We start from the raw sequence: 21,425 nt of genomic DNA on the forward strand, positions 1-21,425 counted from the left end.
TCCACGAATGTTCCAGCGAATACAGCAGCTGTCTGGAGAGTTGCAATAATTAAAGAGATATTTCTGTTGTGACGACAAAATTGGATTGGAGAAAGGCTGTGCATGGACCGCGAGTGGGCCGGCGACCGCCCAGACCGCTCTCAGAGCCTCGATTACGAAGGAGTGCCTCTACGCGCTCGATTGCGTCTGGCACCGGGATAACGGTGACGTTGCATTTTATTCAGAAGTCGTAATTTCACAAAATTTGGTCGTATTTACTCAAAGACGGTGGTTAGGTCCGGTCTGAATCTATGTCTTAATGGAGCGTAGGGGAGGAGGCGAGCCAGAGGCTGTGTCGGATCACGGGACAACGGCATTCTGAAAGCCATGCTCCTGAAGACGATGAGGGCAGTGGATCCATAGACGCTGATCTTGAAGGGACTGCTCCAATAGCTTTTATGATCCTCTCTGTATTCGACAAGGGGGGAATCCGCTAGGACCATTTGGCAGCTTAGTGGAATATGCTTTAGAAAAGCATATGGATGGAAGAACTGATTTCGGGAGAGTAGAGTTGGCTCGGTTTGTTTGGACAGCTTAGCCCTGCCGGATAAGTGGATTTCAGCCCGTATTATGCCGCGGCCGGGATTGGGGTTGGCTGGCTGAAGTAGGCCTGATCGGGTGTCTTCCGGTCAAGGCTCGAATGGGGTCTGCGGGTATTGTAGAAAATCAAATATCGGCCGATCGAGGCGCGGGCCTGGGACACCGTGTCGTAGGCGTGGAGATAGACTTCCTCGTATTTCACCGACCTCCAAATTCTCTCGACGAAGACATTGTCGCGCCAGGCGCCCCTGCCATCCATGCTGATCTTGATGTCGTTCTTGATCAGCAAGCCGGTGAAGGCCTCGCTGGTGAACTGGCTGCCTTGATCGGTATTGAAGATTTCCGGCTTGCCATAACGCACCAGAGCCTCCTCGACCGCCTCGATACAGAAGTCCGCCTCCATGCTGATCGAGAGCCGCCAGGACAGCACGCGGCGGCTGAACCAATCCACCACGGCTGCCAGATAGACAAAGCCACGCCGCATCGGGATGTAGGTGATGTCCATCGCCCAGACCTGATTGGGCTTGGTCACCGGCAGTTCGCGCAGGAGATAGGGATAGATCTTGTGTCCCGGCGCTGGTTTCGAGGTGTTCGGTCGCCGGTAGATTGCCTCTATCCCCATGCGCTTCATCAGCGTGGCGACGTGCAACCGTCCGGCTTGGTGCCCATCGGCAGCCAAAAGACCTTGCAGCATGCGAGAACCGGCGAAGGGATGCTCAAGGTGCAGCTCGTCGATCTGCCGCATCAGGGTAAGGTCGGCGGGCGGCACAGGACGGGGCAGATAGTAGACGCTGCTTCGCGCCAGTCCCAAAGCCTTGGCTTGGCGAGTGATCGGAAGTTCGTGCGTGCGGTCGATCATTTTCTTGCGCTCAGAAGGCCGGCCTTGGTGAGCGCTCCTTCTAAAAAATCATTCTCAAGCGTCAACTCCCCGATCTTGGCATGGAGGGTTTTGACATCAACCCCGGACGAAGCTGGCACGGCCGTGCCACCCGCACCGAATACCCCGGTTGCCCCTTCAAGAAGCTGTGTCTTCCACTGACTGATCTGGTTGGTGTGGACATCAAACTGCTGAGCTAACTCATTCAGCGTCTTCTCGCCCTTGATCGCCGCCAAGGCTACTTTCGCCTTGAAAGCCGGGCCATGGTTCCGGCGTGCTCGTCTCGTCATCGTCGCTCCTGTCCTTGGCATCCTATGCCAGGTTCAGGGCCAAATTCCACTTATCGGTCCTGTCCGTTTTTCCCGAGCCAGCTCTTTTGTTCGCATTGTGAACCCAGACGCTTCCAGAAAACGCGATCCTCCTTGCGGCTCGGCAAGTGCGGTCGCCGCTCGCTGCGCGGCACTTCGAACACATAAATAACCTTCTCCGAGCCAGGCACAGGTATCGGCCTGGGACCTCGGATCTCGATCTCTGGTTCAGCTTTGACCTTGTCGCGAAGCACCTTCAAAATCTCCAGACTTCTGCGGATTCCTTCTGGTCTTGCGGCTGGCGGCCCGCCGTCTCGTACCCCAACGACCAAAAAACCACCGTATGCGTTTGCGAAAGCGCAGCAGATCTTAGTCGTCTTGCAAGGTTCTTGAAATTCGAACTTGAAATCGTGCCGTTCTCCCTCAGGCTGCAACTGCTCGCAGAGCGTCCGAACGACGTCGAATGTCCAACCATCAAGCGTTTCGGGGATCATGGATCTCTCGTTAGAAATTCAACCTCTCCCATGCTCGACAGCTATCACGAGTACTTCTTGCCGCATATGATCAATTCCCTGCGGCACCACACTTTATTTTGCGATAGGACACCTACTCAAATAAAGTGCAGTGACTCTGAAATTCCGGCTGCATCAGACTGCCCCGCGTATCGGGTTGAGGACCTGGAGCCCGGCAAAGTCTTTTTCGTTATCGGTCACCAGCACGCACGCGTTCGCTCCCGCGATGGCGGCGATGATCATGTCGAGTCCGCTGCGCGGCTTGCCCGCCGCTTTTCCTTCCGCCATCAGCCGCGCCCAGATCAGGCCCGCTCTGTCGTCGAACGGCAGGATGCGGCCGGCGAACAGCGCTTGCGGTCCGTCCGGCCCGGAAAACCAAGCCTTGAGGGCGTCGCGCTTCTTGCCGCGCGGCTTTTCCAGAACGCCGCGCAGGATTTCCGCGACGGTCAGAGAGGCAATGAACAGATCCTCGTCGCGCCGCGCCGACATCCAAGCCAGGAGCGATGCCGACGGCTGCGGTTTGACGACGTTGCTGATGATGTTGGTATCGAGGAGGTAGCGCGTCACAGGTCGATCTTGCGTCCCTCTTCACGGGGGCGGGAGAGATCGAGATCGGCGCCCACCAGCGGCGAACGACGCAAGGCGGCAAGGATTCCGCCAGGCTCGGCCGGCTCGCGTGCGAGCGACCTGCTCACGGCAGCGCGGAGCTCCGAGGCCTCGGGCGTATCTTCCGACAGACGCCGGGCGAGCGATCGGATCAGGTTGCGATCGGCGTCCCGGCCGAGCACTTCGAAGCGCGCCAAGCCGCGCTCGCCAAGACGGGAACGGTAATTCCGGATGGCGCGCTTCTGTGAACTTCCCATGGGGACTCCTGCTTATTTCCAGTAATATAGCCAGAGGGCTTCCCGCCGGCAAGGCGCGGGGCTGCGGCAACGGTGGATCAGAGGGGCAATCTACACCCGCGACGAGGCCTCGAAACAGTGAAGAAGTGCCTATCTGAGCAAGATGCGAAGAGGCGCCGCACCGGACGGAAGGCCATCATTATCCCCCGCAAGCCCTTCAATCTCCGCCACCAGCGTGCTCTCGCGCGCTTCCTTGTTGACGGCGTCGCCGAGCCTGCCGGCCGCGGCCCTGAAGGTCGGCTCGGCGATCAGGCGGGCGAGCGCGGCGCGGATCGCCTCCGTCGAAGCCGTGCGCAGGACCGACAGGCCTGCCCGAAGAACGGTGACACTGCATTTTATTCTACTACAAGAATGTCTACTCAAATAAAATGTACCGCTATTCGAACGCAGAAAGTTTGTGGCGGCACTTAACGTTTAGAAGGCTAAGCATCGGCAGTTTACACCGGAGCAGGTCTCCGAGTTCAGCACTTTCTGTTTCCCTGCGCCATAACATGCAAAGGTTCGCTGAGAGTATGTTTTCTCGGGCGCTTTACACGCCGTTGCGCCATGGTAATCTAATGCTGGCGAAGGGTGGAGAAGATCGATGCAGAGGCGTGCGCTGCTGGCTGTGGCAGCTTTTGTTGGGTCGATCTGCTTTGCTGAACCGGCCTTAGCCGATAAGCGCGTCGCCCTCCTCATCGGCAATGCCCATTACGCGGCAGTCAGTACCCTGAACAACCCTGCAAATGACGTTGCCGCAATGGCCAATGCTCTACAGAAGTCCGGTTTCACAACGGTGCACGCCGCTACCGATCTCAGTCGCGATGGCATGATCAAAGCATTGCGCTCTTTCGAAGACGAAGCGGCGAATGCCGATATAGCGATGATATACTACTCCGGGCATGGCATGGAGATGAATGGCACAGATTATCTGGTGCCTATCGATGCGAAATTAATATCTGATAGGGATGTCGAAGATGAGACGATCACGCTGGATCGCGCTCTGCGAGCCATCGAGGGCGCCAAGCGGCTGAAATTGGTAATCCTTGATGCTTGCCGAGACAACCCCTTCTTGCCGAAGATGGCAAAGACGACGTCTACACGCTCGGTGTCGAGGGGCTTCGCTCGGATTGAACCTTCCACGGTTAATACATTGATCGCGTTCTCCGCGAAGGCGGGTGAGGTTGCGCAGGATGGCGATGGCCCCAACAGTCCTTTTACGACCGCTCTGGTCAAACACATCGTAGAGCCGGGGGTCGATATCCGTATTGCACTGGGCGAAGTGCGCGACGACGTGATGGCAAGCACTGGCAACACGCAGGAGCCCTTCGTCAACGGCTCGCTCGGAGGGGGTACGATTGCTTTGTCCGCACTCCAAGCAAATGCGGCAAATGAAGGAATCGCAACCTCCGCGTCTAGCCCTCCGCATGAAGCTTTCGGTCTCGATCCTCGTGTCTCCGAAGCCGCCATCGTGTGGCCGACGCTGGCTCATTCCGATGACATTTCCTTGCTCGCAGCTTTCAGGCAGCGCTACGCTGGAACTATTTTTGAAGATATGGCCGCACACCGCATCATAGCCCTGAGCGCGCCTCCATCTCTGCCGGCGAATATCCCAAAGAATGCAGGCTCGCAGATCGCCGTATCCACTCCAGATCAGCCTGCCGACTCTCCGGAAAGAGTAGCTTCTGTTGGTCCTGTCCCCCCTTCAGTAACAATCATCGAGAAGGATGCACTTGGGCCGGTGCCTGTCGACGGCAGTCTCGCCCTAGCCACTAGTTTTCGCTCGTTGGATAGTGCGGAAGATATAAGTTGGGGACTCGGTGAAAGCACGAGCGCACTTCATTTTATGGACAATGGAAATCGGCTGTTGGCGGGAGGGTGGAAAGCCAACCTTCGAGTATGGGATCTCAAAACTGGCACCCTTGTGAGCAGCCGCAGCCTCGTGAGCAAATCAGACGATGATCGCTTTCAGTTGGAATCGTTTGCTGATGGTGGTAACAAGCTTGTCGTCAGTAATTATGTATACATACATGTTTGGGATTTTAAAAAAATTAAGAGAATTAAGTCATTTCAAGTACACGGTAACAGTATAAATTATGCTACTCCGGCGGATAATGGTACTTTGTTGACATCAAGCACCGCTGCTAGCTTTCCTGTAAGCAGTCTGAGGCTATGGAATGTCGATACAGGCAAGCTGATTTGGGAATTTGGAATCAAAAATGAAGAATTGCGGTCGAGCACGCAGACCCAGGACGGTTCGCTGGCTGCGGCCGACCTTCATGGGTTGACCGTATTTGATGTCAAAAAACGTAAAGTAATTTTGAATATGCCAGATGAGGACGTGTCGGCACTCAAATTTTCTCCCGATGGCAAAGAATTGGCGGTTGCAGGAAAACAACCGGCGATTATCGACCCCCGCACGGGTGCGATTGTCGCAAAACTACCAGCCGATGCCGGAGTTCCGTTGGCATTTTCGCCTGACGGTACCTTGCTGGCCCTTTCGTCGTCGGGCGACCATGCAGCATTGATATTGGTGAACGCCCAAACTGGAGAGGAGCGCTCTCGTATCGATTTACCCGCTCACGTCTCCGGGAAGAACTCGCCTGTCATTTCAGCGGAATTTCGCGACGCTACGCTTGTCGCGGTTGGGCACGGTAATTCTGCAATTGTCGATTTGGTGGATGTTGTAAAAGCCGCCTTGGTGAGCCGCTTGGTCGGTTTAGGATCGAAGGACTTTGCCGTTATTGAAGGAAACACGATAAAGTCGACTGACAATGCCAAGAGCATGTTGACGACTCCGGACGCTGCTCGAATTCAGTGGAAATTGTCGACGGAGGCTGCAATTTCGCCTTAGAAATTTAAAGGCCGACTTCAACACCGTTGCTGCTGATGAGAGGACCCGGTCGCTTTCCCTTATTGGTCGATGCCCGCCAGAAAGCCGACGCCCGAGGGCGTTGGCAGGCAGTTGCGGTGGTCACCGTGATTTCAGATAGGTTTGGGTTGCAAAGCGCAAATCTGACGGAAGGAGCTGCGACGACCACACCATGCACACGCGGCTCCTGGGTGGAAATGACCCCGGATGCCGATATTCTGCGCGAGACAATATCACTTGCCGCCGAACGGTTGATGGAGGCGCGTTTTATCGATGAAGGTAGGTTCCAGCCGGATATTGTCGATTGGCCCCTCCGCAGCTGCCTCCGGCGGGCCACGCTCCCTTCACCCGGCCGTCACGCGAGGGCCTTCTCCTGAGGGCCGGGACCATAAGGACCGCCACCGCCATCCCCCGCAAGCGCTTCAATCTCCGCCACCAGCGTGCTCTCCCGCGCTTCCTTGTTGACGGCCTCGCCGAGCCTGCCGGCTGCGGCCCTGAAGGTCGGCTCGGCGATCAGGCGGGCGAGGGCGGCGCGGATCTCCTCCGTCGAGGCCGTGCGCGGGACCGACAGGCCTGCGCCGCGCCCGACGACGCGGGCGGCATTGTCGGCCTGGTCGCGGCCGTGCGGGATGATCAGGAGCGGCAGCCCGTGCATGAGGGCGGCCATGACAGTGCCATGGCCGCCATGGGTGATCACCAGCAAGGCCTCTTTCATGATCTCGAGATGCGGCGCGCTGCGGACCACCGCCGTATTGCCGGCCGGCACCAGTTCGTCTGCCTCGATCGGGCCGCCGAGGGTGACCAGCAGGCGCACGGGCAGGGAGGATGCCGCATCGATCACGCGCTGCAGGACGGCGGCGTGGTTCTGGAAGCTGGTCGAGAAGCCCACGAGCACGAGCGGGCGCGCATCGCCCTTGTCCCACGGCGAATGCCATGGTTCGGCCCAGGCGGGGTCGCCGATGAGCGGGCCGGCATAGCGCATGGTGGGCCGCAGCACGGCGGCCTCGAAATCGAAGGCCCGCGCCGTGCCGAGCCAATGCACGGAGGCCGCATGGCATTGGTCCGCCAGATGATCGAGCGGGGCAAGACCCAGCCGGGCGCGTGCCGCGTTCAGTTCCGGCAGGGCGGCATCGAAGATCGCCGACATTTCGAGGCGGGCGGCGTCCTGCGCCGCCTTTTCCTTTTCCGTGCGCGCCATGCCGAGGCCGGAGCCGAGCGGCGCGATCCCCGGCAGCGGGAAGAAGCTGATCATCGTGCCGAGAAGCGCAAGCCTTTGGCCGATGGCTTCCGCGCCGAGCATGGGACCGAGCAGCATGTCGTAGCAGATCAGGAGATCCGCCGGCTCGCGCCTCAGCTCCTCGATGGTGTCCTCCGCATAGGCGAGGGCCGTGCCGGCCAGGAACCGGGCGACCATGCCGATGCCCTCCTTGTCGCTCACGCTCCAGTCTGGCGGATCGCCCTCGCGCCCACGGTCGGTGCGATTGGGCGCGCGGCGCCAGGGCCTGAACTGCGCGCCCGCGGCTTCCGCATCCAGGCGGTTCACGCCGTCGCTCATCACCCGCACCTTGTGTCCGGCGCCGGCCAGCCGGCGCACGATCGGCATGACCGGCGAGACATTGCCGCCGAGATGGGCCGTGGCGAACAGGAAGCTCAGGGATCTGCACGCGGTCATGATGACGAATTCTCTCCCGATAGGCGTGGCGAGGCCCGTTCGAGAACGGCGTCGACGAGCATGCGCATGATCCCGGCGGCCTCGTTCCGCGAGCGCTGCATGTCGCGCCGGGCCAGCTTCCAGATGTAGACGTCGGTGGCGGCGACGAGCGCGTCGAGCGTCCGCATGCGCTCCGCCGGCGCGAGGCGATCGAGCCAGGGCGCATAGGTGGCTGCCGTGATGGAACGATGCCGTTCGCGGCCGAGGTCGAGGAGCCGTTTCAGGGCAGGGTGGCGCGGCTCCTGCGCGAGGTTGCGGATGACGCTGTCGCCCCAGACCTCATAGATGTCGGCCAGCCGGTCGATGGCGGCCGCGACGTCGCCGGGCGGCGTGCCGCGGTCGATGGCGACGGACGGAATGAAGGCGTCGACGAAGGCTTCGAGCAGCCCCTCCCTGCCGCCAAACCGGCGAATGACCGTCCTGACGTTCACGCCGGCGCGATCGGCGACCTCCTCCAGCGTCACCTCGTCGAACCATCGGCTGCGCATGCAGTCGCTGAACGCGTCGAGGATCTGCCGCGCCGTTTCCTCGGCAGCCTGCGCGCGCCCGGTCTGGCGGTAGAGGCGGGATGGCGGGGAGGGGGCTATTTTCATGTCAATATCAGTGACACGAAATGGAGGGCGGTGCAATAATCATGTCACCCGGATTGACATGAAATCCGGAACGGTCAGGGCGGCGTGGATCCGAGTGATGGGTGCGATGGGATTTGCCGCATTGGGTGCGAGCGGCCGGCTCGGCAGCAGGAATGTATCTGCACGACCTTTGGAATGCCGCGACCAGCAAGCGATGCAGCCAGTTTACGAATTTCGTGCCAGTGCTCTCCGCAGGAACAAAATGCGAACAAATCTTGACATCCGCCCTTCCCCATGGCCTACTTTGTTCCGGAACGAAGCGCGGCGGGGCCAAGGTTCGCGATACCGCCCCGTGCCTTCCACCCACTCCGGCCGATCCCGGTTTATGCCTGCGGCGCGCCAGCCGCATCAAGGCGCTTGTCCGTTTCGTCCTGGCTTGGAAACCAGGACGGGGCCGGCGCCGAGAGGGATCGCTGCAGACCGCCCCATTGCTCTTGCGAGCAATGCCGGGACCGCCGACATCCGGTAGCGCCGGGTGTGCGATCACCCGGCCGTCAGGTCTGCACACGGGGCTCGATGAGGAACGTGCCGGGATCGGGCCGCCTTCGGGCCTGCCCTCGATCCCGCGCGAGACAGGAGAGGCGCCGGCCGCCTGCCGTATCGTCCGCAAGGACGGGAGGGCGGGCCTTCCAGGCCGGATCGCCTTGTCGGACGCCGGCGGCCGGCAAACCCGGCCCGCAGCGTCCGCGGCCGCAGCAGCACGGGGACCCGGCTGCCCGGCCGGCGGGGTGCGGCGAAGACATAAGCCGTCCGCCAAGGCCCCTGTCCCGCCCGTTCCGTGGGTGAGGCTTGCGTCCCGATTGGCTTTCCTGGCCCGGAAGCCGTGTCGGGGTGCGTGGCCTGTCCGGCACGGCTGGTGAGGGAGGGAACCGTGCCCTCCGGCGCCGGCTCATGCCTCCCGTCAGGCAATCCGGGTCAGGCCGAAGGCTTGATCCGGATCGATGGGAAAGAAGCCGGGCCTCGGCGCGTTGCCTGTTGGCGCGCCCCGGCCTGGCGGGAAAGGGGCGACGGCGGCCTTGCACAACATGCCAGGCCACGATTCCTCACGACCACGATACTACACCGCACCACGGCTGACACGAGAACAGCCGTCGCCGCCCCGATCTTCCCCAGCACAATCCGGCCCGCTCAGGGCGCGGCGACGAAGACGCATGCCCGCAGAGCCATCGTCATCCCGTGCGCACGGCACCCCGCAGGGGTGCGGTGCAGACACGGGACCGCGTGCAGGATGAGGTTCCTTCTGCGCGCGATCCCGGATCTGCGATGCGTCACTCACGTGCCGCACCGCGTCCGGGATGACCAGCCGCACTATCGCCGCCGGTTTGGCGTTCCTCCCTGGGACCGCGGGCGTCTCGCCCGCTCTTGCCAACCCCCAAGCGCAACGTCTCAACCTTCGAGCGCGGCGTTTCCAGAGCGGGCGAGACGCCCGCGGTCCCAGGAGAGATGCCGACCCGCAAGCGCAACGTCTCGATCTTCGAGCGCCGCGTTTCCGGGGCGGACGGGACGCCCGCGCACCCGGGAGGCACGAGGCGCGAGGCTTCCTATCCGGGCAGGCCGCCTGCCGCCCTTCCGTTCCCCCGCAGCGCCTCGATCGCCCGCAATTGCGCCGCGAGCCCCGGGCCGTCGGCCGGGAAGGCGCCGTCGAGCGCGGCGGTGCCGACGGTGAAGGCGGCCGCCCCGCCGGCCGCTGCGGCGCCGATGCGCTCGGCGCGGTCGATCGAGCCGGCGACGATGACGGGCTTGCCGATGGCGGCGCATATTTGCGCGATCAGCGCCGGCGCATCGCCCTGGAAACGGTAGGCCAGGAGATCGAGGCCGTGCACGCCGTCGAGCGCGGCGAGGTTCCGCGCTCTGGCGACGATCTCCTCGGCCGTGCCTTCGAGCCGGCTCGGATGGCCGGCGATCCGGCCGGGGAAGGGATAATAGCGGATGGCGCTGCCGCGGATGATCGGTAGGACGACCGCCGGCCGCGTGCCGCCCATCAGCACGTCGACGCCGAGGGCGAGGGCGGCGCGGGCCGAAGCGGCCTCGCTCTCTTCGTCGAGGCTGACCACTTCGAGATAGGTCCGCGCGCCGCCGGCCCGGATCGCGTCGGCGAGGCGGTGCAGGGCCTCGAGCGGCAGGCCGACATCCTTGAAGCCGATATGGCGGACGCCGGCGCCGAGCGCCTCGGCCAGCCTCTCCTGCGCGTCGGGGACGGTGCGGTCCTGCCGGGTGAGCATGAAGATGAAGTCGGGCACGCCGCCGCGCGGAGCCGGCGCGGCGGCCGCCATCGCCACCGCCTGCTTCAGCGCATAAGCCAGGCTCGCATGGGAGGCGCGGCCGGTGCCGGCGATGTCATAGGCCGTGCCGTGGTCGACGGAGGTGCGGATGAAGGGCAGGCCGACGGTGACGTTCACGCCGTGGTCGACGCCGAGATATTTGACCGGGATGAGCCCCTGGTCGTGATATTGCGCCACGACGATGTCGAAGGCGCCGCGCCGCGCCCGCATGAACACGGTATCGCCGGGCCAGGGGCCGGAGGCGTCGATGCCTTCGGCCCGCGCCGCCGCGATGGCCGGGGCGATGATGTCGAGGTCCTCGCGGCCGAACAAGCCATTCTCGCCGGCATGCGGATTGAGGCCGGCGACGGCGACGCGCGGCCGGTCGATGCCGAAGGCGCGGCAGGCATCGCGGGCAAGGCGGATGGCGCGCAATTCGCTCTCGACCGTTACCGCGCGGATCGCCTCGGCGAGCGGGACATGGATGGAGACGAGCAGCACCCGCAGCTCGTCATTGGCCAGCATCATCGCGAAGTCGCGCGTGCCCGAGCGGTCGGCCAGGATCTCGGTGTGGCCGGGATAGGCGATGCCGGCGGCGCGCATCGCCTCCTTGGTGATCGGCGCGGTGACGATGCCGGCGATCCGGCCGGCGAGCGCGAGGTCGATGGCGCGCAGGATATAGGCGTAGGAGGCGGCGCCCGCGCGGGCGTCGACCCGGCCGAAGGCGAGGTCCGGCGGCAGGGGCTCGCCGGTTTGCAGGACGGGAAGGGCGCCGCGCCGCCAGATCTCGTCGAGGCCCGCGAAGCTGTCGTCGACGGCCTCGACGGCGAGGCCGGGGGCGACGATCGCTGCGGCCCGCCGCAGCATGCCGGCATCGCCGACGACGATGAAGGGATCGGCCGGCCGATCGCCGTCCGCCGCGAGCCTAGCGACGATTTCGGGGCCGATGCCGGCGGGATCGCCCATGGTGATGGCGAGCGGAGGCCGGGAGGCGGGGACGGGAGCGTTCATCGGATCTGTTCAACCTGGGGCGGCGAGGGGCGCGGCACTGCGGCCATCATGGTGCAAGCGGGCCGATCGCTCAACCCGCGGCCTGCCGGTCGAGCCCGTCGCAGCACGACAGGAAGCCGGCGATGCAGGGATTGCTGTTTTCCGGCGACCAGAACAGGATCTGCTCGATGGCAGGCGGCCGCTCCACCGGCCTGAACACCGCGCCCTCGATCTGGGAGCGCCGCATCGAGGCGGGAACCAGCGCGATGCCGAGGCCCTCGGCGACGAAATTGACGATGGTCTGCTGCAGATAGACCTCGAGGCCGATGATCGGGGTGAAGCCGGCTTCCCGGCAGCGCCCGACGATGGTGTCGTGCAGGCTCGGCGCCTGCTGGCGCGGCACGATCAGGAAGCGCTCCTCGGCGAGGTCCTCCATCTTCACCCGCCTTGCCCGCGCCAGCCGGTGGCGCTCCGGCAGCACCAGGCTGAGCGGTTCGCTCAGCAGCGTGCGCGTGGCGAAGCGGGCCGTCTCGGCGCCGGGAAAGCTGATGGCGATGTCCACCGCGCCATCCCTGAGATCGCGCTCCAGCGCGCTCGGCATCAGCTCCCGCACATGCAGCGCCACTGCGGGGAACGCCTTGCGGTAGCGCTTGGCGAGGGCGGGCACCACGCTGTAGGCCGCGCACATGGTGAAGCCCATGGTCAGCTCGCCGACCTCCCCGCGCCCGGCGGCGGAAGCGTTGCGCCGCGCCTGCGAGACCAGGCGCAGGATGCCGGCGGCGTCGCCGAGGAACTGGCGGCCGGCCGCGGTGAGCTCGACCCCCTTGGGGGTGCGCTCGAACAGCACGGTGCCGAGATCGCGTTCGAGCGCCGCGATCTGCCGGCTCAACGGCGGCTGCGACATGTTGAGCCGCTCGGCCGCCCGCCCGAAATTGCCGGCAGCGGCCAGGGTGCAGAAATAGCGGATCTGGTTCAGCGTGATGTCCATACCCGCAGGGTATCACATTCGCCGGGAGAGCCGGGCCCCGCCCGCGGTCCCTGGGTCAGCGCGGCGCGGCGCGTTTCAGGCCGCCGATCACGTCCTGCGCGGTGGCGACGACGCCGAAGATGCCGTCCTCGACCGTCACCATATGGACGGCGGCGGCGTGGGCGTAGGCGTCGCCGCTGGCGCAGGCGTCCTCGATCAGCAGGCATTGGAAGTTGCGGTCGGCCGCCTCGCGCAGGGTGGTGTGCACGCAGACATCGGTGGTGCAGCCGGTGAAGAGCAGATGGGTGATGCCCCTGGCCCGCAGCACATGCTCCAGGTCGGTATGGGTGAAGGCGCCGTTGGCGGTCTTGTCGACGATGACGTCGCCCGGCGCGACGTCGATCTCCGGCACGATCTCGAAGCCCGGCGAGGAGCGCACGAGGATATCGGTGCCGTCGAGCCCGGCGCGCTTGCGCCGCCAATGCTCGTAGGGCGTCATGTCGGCGAGGTCGGCGCGGTAGCCCTGGCGGGTATGGACGATCAGGCAGCCGGCCGAGCGGGCGGCGGCGATGACGGCATTGACCGCCGGCAGGATGGCGCGCAGCGGTGCGGGATCATAGCCCTTGCGGGCGAAATAGCCGTCGGGCGAGAGGAAATCGACCTGGAGGTCGATCACCAGCAGCGCCGTGCACGCCGGCAGGAGCCTGCCGTCATAGGGATAGTCGAAGGGGCGGGCGGCAATGGCGGTCGGCGAAGGCATCGGTATTCTCTTCGGTATCGGGCGTCCGGCGGCGGCGGACGGAGGGCCTGCCCGGCCGCGCCGCAGCCCGGCCGTTCCACGCGCCCGTTCCTGTGGCGGGACCGGCATGATATAGCCGAATTCCGGCTTGTCGACAGGCCGGAGCAGGCGCCTCCGCGACGGAACGGACAGGGACATGACGAACGATCAGCTGCCGGTCGCCGATCCGTGGTTCGCGATCACCGAGGTCGAGCCGGGCCTTCATCGCATCACCGAGCCGCATTGCGTCAGGCTGGTCCGCGCCAATTGCTTCCTCGTCAAGGGCACGACGCATGATCTGCTGGTCGACAGCGGCATGGGGGTCGGCCGGCTGCGGCCGGCGCTCGCGCCGCTGCTCGACAAGCCGCTGATCCTGTTTTCGACCCATGCCCATCTCGACCACAGGGGCGGGCATTGGGAGTTTCCGGACGCCGAGATCCTGGTCCATCCCGCCGAGGCCGGCGACCTCCGCGCACCCGACGCGCAAAAAGGACTGAGCTTCGCGCAATTCGCGCCGGACCAGCGCGCCCGGCTGGCGGCGGCCGGCTTCGACACGCAAGGCTGGCTCGTCGACGCCGTGCCCTGGCGGGGCTACGATCTCGACGGCTACCGGCTCGAAGGCGCGGAGCCGACCCGGCTCGTCGGCGAGGGCGACGTCGTCGACATCGGCTCCCGCCGCTTCACCGTGCTGCATCTGCCCGGCCATTCGCCCGGCAGCATCGCCGTCTGGGAAGCGGAGACGGGCACCCTGATCGGCGGCGACGCCATCTATGACGGCATCCTGATCGACGACCTGCCCGGCGGCGACGTCGCCGCCTATGTCGAGACCATGCGCCGGCTCGCCGGCCTGCCGGTGCGCGTCGTGCATGGCGGGCACCGGGACAGCTTCGGGCGCGAACGCCTCGCCGAGATCGTCAGGGGCTATCTCGAAAGCCGCGGCGCGGCCTGATCCCAGAATTTCTGCGGGGCAGACTTGTTGCTTGCCGGCCGGTGCGGTAGACTTCAAGAAAACTTTCTATACATCAGCTTCAAGCAAAGACGTTTTGACCGATTCGGGAAACCGTTTCACGGCGTCGTCGCTGTGCGGGCAAACAAGCGGGGGATCCATGTCGGTTGTGCAGGTCGGGTCCCTTCGGTGGTTCGATTCGCCCTATGTCCAGGACGGTGATCCCCTCCTCATCAACAGCTATTCGACCTTGCGCGCGCCGCCCGAGCCGGACTTTCCCCATGAATTGCACAATCGGCGCGATCGAAGCCATCCGGAGATGGTCCGGCAGTTGTGGGGCTTCCGCCGCTATGTGGAGGGGCGCGGCGACGGCGAGATGACGTCGATACGCTATCACCTGCTGCGTCATATCGACAGGACCAGGGTTCAGTTCGCCCTCACCGTCGAACCGCGGCATCTGGTGGCGTTCGCCGCCTGGGCACGGCGGGCGAACACGATTCATTTCCTGCCGGTCAGTTCGGTGCACGATCCGGCCGGCGCCGTCCTCATCGACATCGAGGGGCGGACGGACGACGATGCCGCGCTGCCCTATCCGCCCGATGCGCATGAACGCAAGCAGAGGACGCTGCGCGTGCTCGCCGCCGCGAACGTCAAGACCCTGGGCCGCCTCCCGCCCGTCATCGGCATGGACGAGGTGGTCCTGCGTCCGGCGCGCGAGGTCGCCGGCCGGGCCATGGCCCTGATGATCGTCGCCGCGCAAGCGGAGGCGTGGATGCGCGGCATGCCGGAGGCGATCCCCGGCATGCATGCCCGCTTTGCCAAGGGCAAGGCCTTCCTCACCGGGGAAGAGCTCCTCTTTCTCGCCGAACGCTCCCCCGATCCCGGCCTTCTCGCGGATATGGACGCCCGCTATGAAGACCTGAACCTGCTTCTCTGGGCGTTGGGCCACCACCGCGAATTGTCGGAGCCGCGGACCATCGCCGATGCCGCCGAGCTCGCCGCAACGGTGGAGAGGATGTGCATGCTGCCGCAGACGCTCGACCAGGCGAGCCTGCGTCCGACGGACGAGATCCTCGACGTGCTCGACTATCATTACCGGCTGCATTGGTCGGTCCGGCAGGCCTCTCTCGACAACCGCATCCTTCCCGGCATCGACGCCTCCATCGTGTTCGAACGCCATCGCGCGCTGAACTGGCTGACCGGCTTCCAGAACGTGGATGAGCCCTGGGACGATGTCGACACCCCGACCTGAGGTTTTCGAGGGCGACAGCAGGAGGGGACGACGAGCCCGCGACGGCCAGCCGGTTGGCGCCTCGGGCCAGCGGAGGCGCCCGGAAGGCGGATCCCGCCTGTCTGTATGTCGCACCTTCATTGTCTTGATTTTGTATGCATACAATATTAGATCAAATGCGCGGCGCAGGGCGCCGCGCGCTTCTACGGCGGCATTTCGGGCTGCGCTTCGGCAAAAGTAGCCGAAATCTATGCGGGCCGGCGGAGCGGACGCTCAATGTATGGATCTATGATGCATACATTGTCTGCGGAGCGGGCGAGCCCGACAGGGAGACAGGGTGATGGAAGAACATTCGGCGGCATCCCAATCGATCTGGCGCGTCGGCCTGCGCGGGCGGTGTCCGCGCTGCGGCGAGGGCCACCTCTTCAACGGCTTCCTCAGGCTGGCGCCGAAATGCAATGCCTGCGGCCTCGACTTCTCCTTCGCCGATCCGGCCGACGGCCCGGCCTTCTTCGTGATGATGACGATGGCCTTTCCCGCCACCGGCTTCGGCCTGTGGATGGAGCTGACCTACAATCCGCCCGTCTGGGTGCATTTCGTCACCACGCTGCCCTTCCTGCTGCTGTGCTGCATTCCCATCCTCAGGCCGATCAAGGGCGTGCTGGTGGCGAGCCAATACATCAACAAGGCCGAGGAGGGGCGCCTGGTGACCGCAGATGCCGCTGCCTCCCATGCCGGCCAGGCCGTGCGGCCGACATGATGGACGAAGGCCTCGCTGCGATTGTAAGGATTGCGGATCGATAGACCCGCGAAGGGCGCGCCGCCATGTATTCTCCCGCCGACGTGCCCGTCTCTCCGCGCGCGTTCCACGACAGCCTCTATGACGGCGCAGTGATCCGGTTCGGGGACCTCGCGCCGATGGCGGGGCTGATCGCCTTCACGCGGGCGTTCCTCGAAGAGGGGCTGGCGCCGCACGCCCCGGCGGAGATCCACCGCCATCTCGACCATGGCGGGCAGGTGGAGACGTTCTCCGGCCTGGAAAAGGCCTTCGCGCAGTCGGCCGAGGTGCAGCGCCTGTGGGCCGGCGTCTTCGCCGGCGCCGGGCTCGATCCCGGACGGATCGCCCGCGACAAGCTGCATCTGCGCTTCCAGCCGCATCAGGATCCCGGCGCCGGACTGCCGCGCACGCGCTCGACCGCCACCATCGCCTTCCACCGCGACACCTGGGGATCCAATCTCTATGCGCAGGTCAATTGGTGGGCGCCGGTCTATCCGATCACGGCGGGGCGGACCTTCGCGATCTTTCCGGACCTGTGGTCGCGGCCGGTGCCCAACACCAGCGCGGCCTTCGACCTCGAAGCCGTGCTGGCCCGCACCAGGACGGCCGGGCGCCACGCCATGAGCGCCGACGACGCCATTCCGCATCTTTCCGGCGAGGTCGATGTCGGCACCATCGTCCCCGTCGTCATCGATCCCGGCGAGGTGATCGCCTTCTCCGGCGCCCACGCCCATGCCGGCGTGCCCAATGCCACCGGCCTGACGCGGATCTCGCTGGAGACGCGGACGCTGTGGATCGACGATGTCCGCGACGGGCGCGGCGCGCCGAACCTCGACGGAGCGGCGCCGTGGGCGGCGCCGGGCTGGTTCCGGCGCGTCAGCGATGGCGAGAAACTCACCGCTCTGCTCGGCGTCGAGGCGATCGAGCCCTATCGCGGCGTTCCCCCGCCGGAATAGGCGCCGCCTCAGATGGCGACTTCGGCGGCGCGCCGCTGCTTGTTCCGGCGCCCGCTCATGGCGTCGCCGGCATTGGCGGGCAGCTTGGCGCAGACGGGCGCGGCCAGCAGCGAGATCGCGGTGACGACGATGAAGGCCACCGAGAAATCGCCGAGCGCCGGGTGGAGATGCCCGCTGACCAGGCGCGAGGCGGTCAGCGCCATGGCGCCGGCGCAGATGCCGAAGGACAGCATCAATTGCTGGAAGGTGGTGTAGAAACTGTTCGCCGAGGAGGTCCGTGTCGGCGGGATGTCGTCATAGGCCACGGTGTTGTAGGCGGTGAACTGCAGCGACATCGAGAAGCCGCAGACCATGAGCACCAGGAAGATCGCCCATTGCGGCCAGTCGGGCCGGAAGGTCGCGCAGGCCGCGTAGAGGAGGCTCGACAGCACGCCGTTCCAGACCAGCGTCGTGCGGAAGCCGAAACGCCGCAGCACCGGCTTGGCGGCGGCCTTCATCAGCATCGAGCCCCCGGCGGTGGCGAGGGTGAGCAGGCCGCTCTCGGCGGCGGACATGCCGAAGCCGATCTGCATCATCAGCGGCAGCAGGAAGGGCTGGGCGCCCTGGGTGATGCGCGACAGCGAGCCGGCGATCACCGAAATGCGGAAGGTGCGCACCCGCATCAGCGAGAGATCGAGGATGGGGGCGAAATCGCGCGGGCGCCGGGCATGGACCACATAGGCCGCGCCGCTGGCGATGCCGAGGACAATGAGCGCGAAGGCGAGCGGCGCCTCTTCGAGCGCGCCGCGGCTGGTCATCTCGAAGCCGAACAGCAGGAAGGACAGCGAAATGCCGGAGAGGACGAAGCCCATGAGGTCGAAGGGCTCGCGCTTGTGCTCGCGCATGTTGGGAATGAAGATCTGCGTCAGCACGATGCCGAGGACGCTGATGGGCACGTTGATGTAGAAGATCCAGCGCCAGTCGAGATAGGTCACGATCAGGCCGCCCACCGGCGGGCCGAGGATGGGCCCGATCAGCGCCGGCACCAGCAGCCAGCTCATGGCGGAGACCATGTCCTTCTTCTCGACCGTGCGCAGCAGGACGAGCCGGCCGACCGGCATCATCATTGCGCCGCCGGCGCCCTGGAGCAGCCTCGCGCCGACCAGGAAGGGCAGGGTCGGCGCCTGCGCGCACAGGACGGAGCCGAGCACGAAGACGATGATCGCGCAGGTGAACACCGTCCGCGCGCCGAAGCGGTCCGCCACCTTGCCGCTGGCCGGAATGAGCACCGCCAGGCTCAGCAGATAGGACGTCAGCGCGATGCTCATATGGGCGGGCGAGACGTCGAAGGAGTGCGCCATGGTCGGCAGCGCCGTCGCCAGCACCGTGGCGTCGAGCTGCTCCATGAACATGGCGCTGGCGATGATGAGGGCGATAGTCCTGAAATTGGGCCTGGCGAGCTGAGGCACCGGACCGGCTGTTACGTCCGACATGGAAAAGGGCAATTCATGACAAAGGACCCGCTCGCGCGGACCACTAAAAATCGCCGGCGAAAGCACGTCGACTTCGGCCGGTCATCAAGGCAGCAAATCGTTATAAGGATGCTTCTGCCCGGCGGAAATGGCAAAAATAGGTTGCCGGCCGCAATAATCGAGAATGCAGCCCAGCCATGATCCTGGCGGGTGGCTCGTCCCCGGCGGCGTGCCGAAGGGCTTCCCAGGCCGGGCAGACAGGCGCTGCGGGACGTCTCGCGGCACGGCGGCGGGCGAGGCGGCCAAGACGTCGGCTTCGTCGGCGCCGGGGCCTCGCCGTCCGCGCGACAGTTCAGGCCGCGTCGAAGGCCTGGAGGGCGACAGGCAGGGCGGACACGACGGCGTTGCCGACGGCCGGCAACCCCACCAGGATGGCGCTGGCGATCTCTGCGCGGCTCGCTCCAGCCTGCTTGGCGAGCGTGACGTGAAAGGGCAGGCCATCGTGCAGCCGCGCGGCAGCCAGGACCGCCAGATAGGCCAGATGCCCGGTCTTGGACGCCAGGGCGCTGGCTGCGCCCAAGGCCGAGACCGCAGTCATCCAGGCTTCGGCGTGCGCCGGCGCCTCCCCGGTGAATGTCTGAAACGCCCGGCTCGTCAGAGAGGCCTGATCCACCATGCAATCCTCCTGGGCCGGCAACCGGAAAGACGCCACCGGCTGTTCCCCGCAGAGCAGCTCACCGGAAAATCTTCATGCTCTCCTTGACGCGGATCAAGGAGCGGCGAGAATGGGAGTGTGAGGCGGCGTACTCAGCTATCGAACCGGCCTGGAAGGCGCCGTAGCCGGCTGCCGCCACGTCTGCGGGCCCGACTGCGTCGGTTCCTATCGGCACTTGCCCCCTTCATTATTCGGCGACCTCTCGCTCCGATCCCTCGGGCAGGAACGGCGCGTGATCCTCGCGGCAGATCGCCCGGACGGCCGCGCGGGCGGTGAGGAGGCCGCTCGGAAGGCCGCCTCCCGGCTGAACCCATTGTCCGACCATCATGAAGCGTTCGAGCCCCGGCAGGGTCCGAGGCAGCGAGCCGAAGCCCGTGTCGGACGTCATCAGCCAGCCCTCCATGCTGCCCTTCCAATTGCCGGTGCAGCGGACCACCGTCGCGGGCGTCGACACGTCGACCGTCTCGATGACGGTCGCGATATCGGGCAACCGGCGTTCGAGGACGGCGATGACGGCCTGGGCCACGCGATCCTTCTCCGCCTGGTATCGCTGGAGGTCGTCGCGGCGCAGATCCGCCCAGAAGGCGAAATTGCGGGTCGGCAGGAAACAGGTCACGGCGGTCTTGCCGGGCGGCGCGAAAGTCGGATCGTAGTGGAAGATGCGGTAGGACAATGTCTGCAGGCGCGTCTCGGGATCGACCTCGACGGCGTCGTCGAGGACAAGCGTCAGGTAACCCGGCTCCTGCGACAGGTCGCGCGCCACGCCGAGCGAGACCTGCAGATAGGATGGAAAGGTCTCGTACCGGGCGAATGCCGTTTCAAAAGCCCTGTCGGTATAGGCGCCGCCGAGCAGATCATGCAGGGTGGCATGACCGTCGGCAGCCGAGATGACCCAGTCGGCGGCGATTGTCTCGCCGTCTTCCAATTGGACGCCGGTGGCGACATCGCCTTCGGTCAGGATCCTGCTGACGCGGGCCTCGCAGCGGATATGCCCGCCGAGCGCGAGGAAGCGCTCGAGGATCAGCCGAATGATCGCCTGGGAGCCGCCGATGGCGTAGCCGGCGTTTCGATTGCCCATCCAGGCGAGCGAGATGACGAGAGCCAGCACCGACAGCTTTTCCGCGCCTCCGCCCCCAAAGAAGAAGGCACGCAGCAAGGGGGGGCTGAAGCGCCGTCCGTAATCCTCGACGCTCAGATGCGAAAGACGCCAGAGCAACGGCAGGTCGGGCAGCATCTTCAGCATGCTCGCGACCCGCGCCGGCCACGGTTCGTCCAGCCGGGGCATCGGCAAGTCCGCCAGCTGGCGGATGGCGCCGGCAAAATGCCGGATTTCGACCTCGTCCTCCGGCGCGACGCTCAACAGCTCCGCCTCCAGGCGATCGACATCGGTGTAGATCCGCAGGCGCCCGCCATGCTGGTCCTCGAGGCGGACGAACTCGTCATGGTCGACGAAATGAAGGCTGTCGATGTCGCATACCTCCCGCCATTCGGCGTGCAGGGTGCCGCTCGGATTGGAACCGGCGAGCCAGTGCAGGCAGGTCTCGAAGGTGTAATCGCCTCGACGCCAGCTCGTGGCCAGGCCTCCCGGGCTGTGATGCTGTTCGAGAATTTCAACCCGGTAGCCGCTTCCTTGCGCGTAGACGGCCGCGCACAGTCCGGCGATTCCGCCGCCGACGATAATGATCCTGCCTGCCGCTCCTGTCATGGTCCGCCGTCCTTTGGGCTCGCTCGCACCGAAAAAGCGCCATCAGCAACCTCGGGAGGAAAACGTCCTTTCCATTCCGGGCGGACGGGTTTCCAGCATCGTGCGGTATCGCATGGCGATGCGATCTGGAGGTTGACCGGCATCAATGCCGGCGACTCTCGTCGCCCTACCGCGCTCGTTGCCGGCGAGGACCAATGCGAGGGGCGATGAACAGCGGGCACGTCCGGCCGATGCAGTTCCGCTACGACGAGGCGGGCGACGGGATCCGCCGTCCC

The 21,425-nt window shown here is 65.1% G+C and carries 17 protein-coding genes and 1 pseudogene; 5 read left to right on the top strand and 13 right to left on the bottom strand.

Going from position 1 to position 21,425, the window contains the following annotated elements; genetic code table 11:
* Nucleotides 1–607 precede the first annotated feature (607 nt).
* The 5 genes from J3R73_RS01795 to J3R73_RS01815 all read right to left on the bottom strand — a co-directional run bounded on the left by J3R73_RS01795 (nt 608) and on the right by J3R73_RS01815 (nt 3,541).
* A protein-coding gene (locus J3R73_RS01795; RefSeq protein WP_307421818.1) for an IS3 family transposase occupies nt 608–1,746 on the bottom strand; the annotation gives its coding sequence in 2 pieces (ribosomal slippage) (nt 608–1,479 and nt 1,479–1,746; 1,140 coding nt in all).
* Nucleotides 1,747–1,796: 50 nt separating this feature from the next.
* Nucleotides 1,797–2,258, bottom strand: coding sequence for an AlbA family DNA-binding domain-containing protein (locus J3R73_RS01800; protein WP_307421819.1), 462 nt, complete (start codon nt 2,256–2,258; stop codon nt 1,797–1,799).
* 153 nt (nt 2,259–2,411) lie between these two features.
* Complete coding sequence (locus J3R73_RS01805; protein WP_307421821.1) at nt 2,412–2,843, bottom strand: PIN domain-containing protein; 432 nt, start codon at nt 2,841–2,843, stop codon at nt 2,412–2,414.
* Nucleotides 2,840–3,139, bottom strand: coding sequence for a hypothetical protein (locus J3R73_RS01810; protein WP_307421823.1), 300 nt, complete (start codon nt 3,137–3,139; stop codon nt 2,840–2,842). The genes J3R73_RS01805 and J3R73_RS01810 overlap by 4 nt, the downstream gene beginning before the upstream one ends.
* A gap of 129 nt (nt 3,140–3,268) precedes the next feature.
* A complete protein-coding gene (locus J3R73_RS01815) occupies nt 3,269–3,541 on the bottom strand; it encodes a hypothetical protein (protein ID WP_307421824.1) in 273 nt (90 codons plus the stop codon).
* A 220-nt stretch (nt 3,542–3,761) separates the two neighbouring features.
* Between J3R73_RS01815 and J3R73_RS01820 the strand changes: the two genes are divergently transcribed.
* Nucleotides 3,762–6,011, top strand: coding sequence for a caspase family protein (locus J3R73_RS01820; protein WP_307421825.1), 2,250 nt, complete (start codon nt 3,762–3,764; stop codon nt 6,009–6,011).
* 373 nt (nt 6,012–6,384) lie between these two features.
* Here the strand turns inward: J3R73_RS01820 and J3R73_RS01825 are convergent, their stop codons facing one another.
* From J3R73_RS01825 to J3R73_RS01845, 5 genes and pseudogenes are all read right to left on the bottom strand, one after another.
* Nucleotides 6,385–7,701 (bottom strand): nucleotide disphospho-sugar-binding domain-containing protein, encoded by a 1,317-nt coding sequence (locus J3R73_RS01825; RefSeq protein ID WP_307421828.1) that lies wholly within the window; start codon nt 7,699–7,701, stop codon nt 6,385–6,387.
* Nucleotides 7,698–8,333, bottom strand: coding sequence for a TetR/AcrR family transcriptional regulator (locus J3R73_RS01830; RefSeq protein WP_307421830.1), 636 nt, complete (start codon nt 8,331–8,333; stop codon nt 7,698–7,700). The genes J3R73_RS01825 and J3R73_RS01830 overlap by 4 nt, the downstream gene beginning before the upstream one ends.
* 2,303 nt (nt 8,334–10,636) lie before the next feature.
* Nucleotides 10,637–11,644: pseudogene (gene pdxA, locus J3R73_RS01835) on the bottom strand (4-hydroxythreonine-4-phosphate dehydrogenase PdxA); the annotation flags it as partial.
* 70 nt (nt 11,645–11,714) lie between these two features.
* Nucleotides 11,715–12,611 (bottom strand): LysR family transcriptional regulator, encoded by an 897-nt coding sequence (locus J3R73_RS01840; RefSeq protein ID WP_307421832.1) that lies wholly within the window; start codon nt 12,609–12,611, stop codon nt 11,715–11,717.
* Between the two features lie 55 nt (nt 12,612–12,666).
* Nucleotides 12,667–13,350, bottom strand: a complete 684-nt coding sequence (locus J3R73_RS01845) for a cysteine hydrolase family protein (protein WP_307421834.1) — start codon at nt 13,348–13,350, stop codon at nt 12,667–12,669.
* A 175-nt stretch (nt 13,351–13,525) separates the two neighbouring features.
* Here J3R73_RS01845 and J3R73_RS01850 point away from each other — a divergent pair, with 175 nt between their 5' ends.
* The 4 genes from J3R73_RS01850 (at nt 13,526) to J3R73_RS01865 (ending at nt 17,279) form a co-directional block, all read left to right on the top strand.
* Complete coding sequence (locus J3R73_RS01850) at nt 13,526–14,317, top strand: MBL fold metallo-hydrolase (RefSeq protein WP_307421836.1); 792 nt, start codon at nt 13,526–13,528, stop codon at nt 14,315–14,317.
* A gap of 157 nt (nt 14,318–14,474) precedes the next feature.
* Nucleotides 14,475–15,566, top strand: coding sequence for a DUF4272 domain-containing protein (locus J3R73_RS01855; protein ID WP_307421839.1), 1,092 nt, complete (start codon nt 14,475–14,477; stop codon nt 15,564–15,566).
* Between the two features lie 319 nt (nt 15,567–15,885).
* Nucleotides 15,886–16,305 (top strand): DUF983 domain-containing protein, encoded by a 420-nt coding sequence (locus J3R73_RS01860; RefSeq protein WP_307421841.1) that lies wholly within the window; start codon nt 15,886–15,888, stop codon nt 16,303–16,305.
* 65 nt (nt 16,306–16,370) lie between these two features.
* Nucleotides 16,371–17,279, top strand: coding sequence for a hypothetical protein (locus tag J3R73_RS01865; protein WP_307421843.1), 909 nt, complete (start codon nt 16,371–16,373; stop codon nt 17,277–17,279).
* An 8-nt stretch (nt 17,280–17,287) separates the two neighbouring features.
* Here J3R73_RS01865 and J3R73_RS01870 read toward each other — a convergent pair whose 3' ends face one another.
* The 3 genes from J3R73_RS01870 to J3R73_RS01880 all read right to left on the bottom strand — a co-directional run bounded on the left by J3R73_RS01870 (nt 17,288) and on the right by J3R73_RS01880 (nt 21,150).
* A complete protein-coding gene (locus J3R73_RS01870) occupies nt 17,288–18,751 on the bottom strand; it encodes an MFS transporter (RefSeq protein WP_307421845.1) in 1,464 nt (487 codons plus the stop codon).
* A gap of 331 nt (nt 18,752–19,082) precedes the next feature.
* Entirely contained in the window at nt 19,083–19,406 is a 324-nt protein-coding gene (locus J3R73_RS01875; RefSeq protein ID WP_307421847.1) for a carboxymuconolactone decarboxylase family protein, read from the bottom strand.
* Between the two features lie 226 nt (nt 19,407–19,632).
* Nucleotides 19,633–21,150 carry a phytoene desaturase family protein gene (locus J3R73_RS01880; protein ID WP_307421850.1) on the bottom strand — a complete coding sequence of 506 codons (1,518 nt, stop codon included), beginning with the start codon at nt 21,148–21,150 and terminating at the stop codon, nt 19,633–19,635.
* Nucleotides 21,151–21,425 lie beyond the last annotated feature (275 nt).

The sequence above is a fragment of the Labrys monachus genome, assembly GCF_030814655.1.
Classification (GTDB): domain Bacteria; phylum Pseudomonadota; class Alphaproteobacteria; order Rhizobiales; family Labraceae; genus Labrys; species Labrys monacha.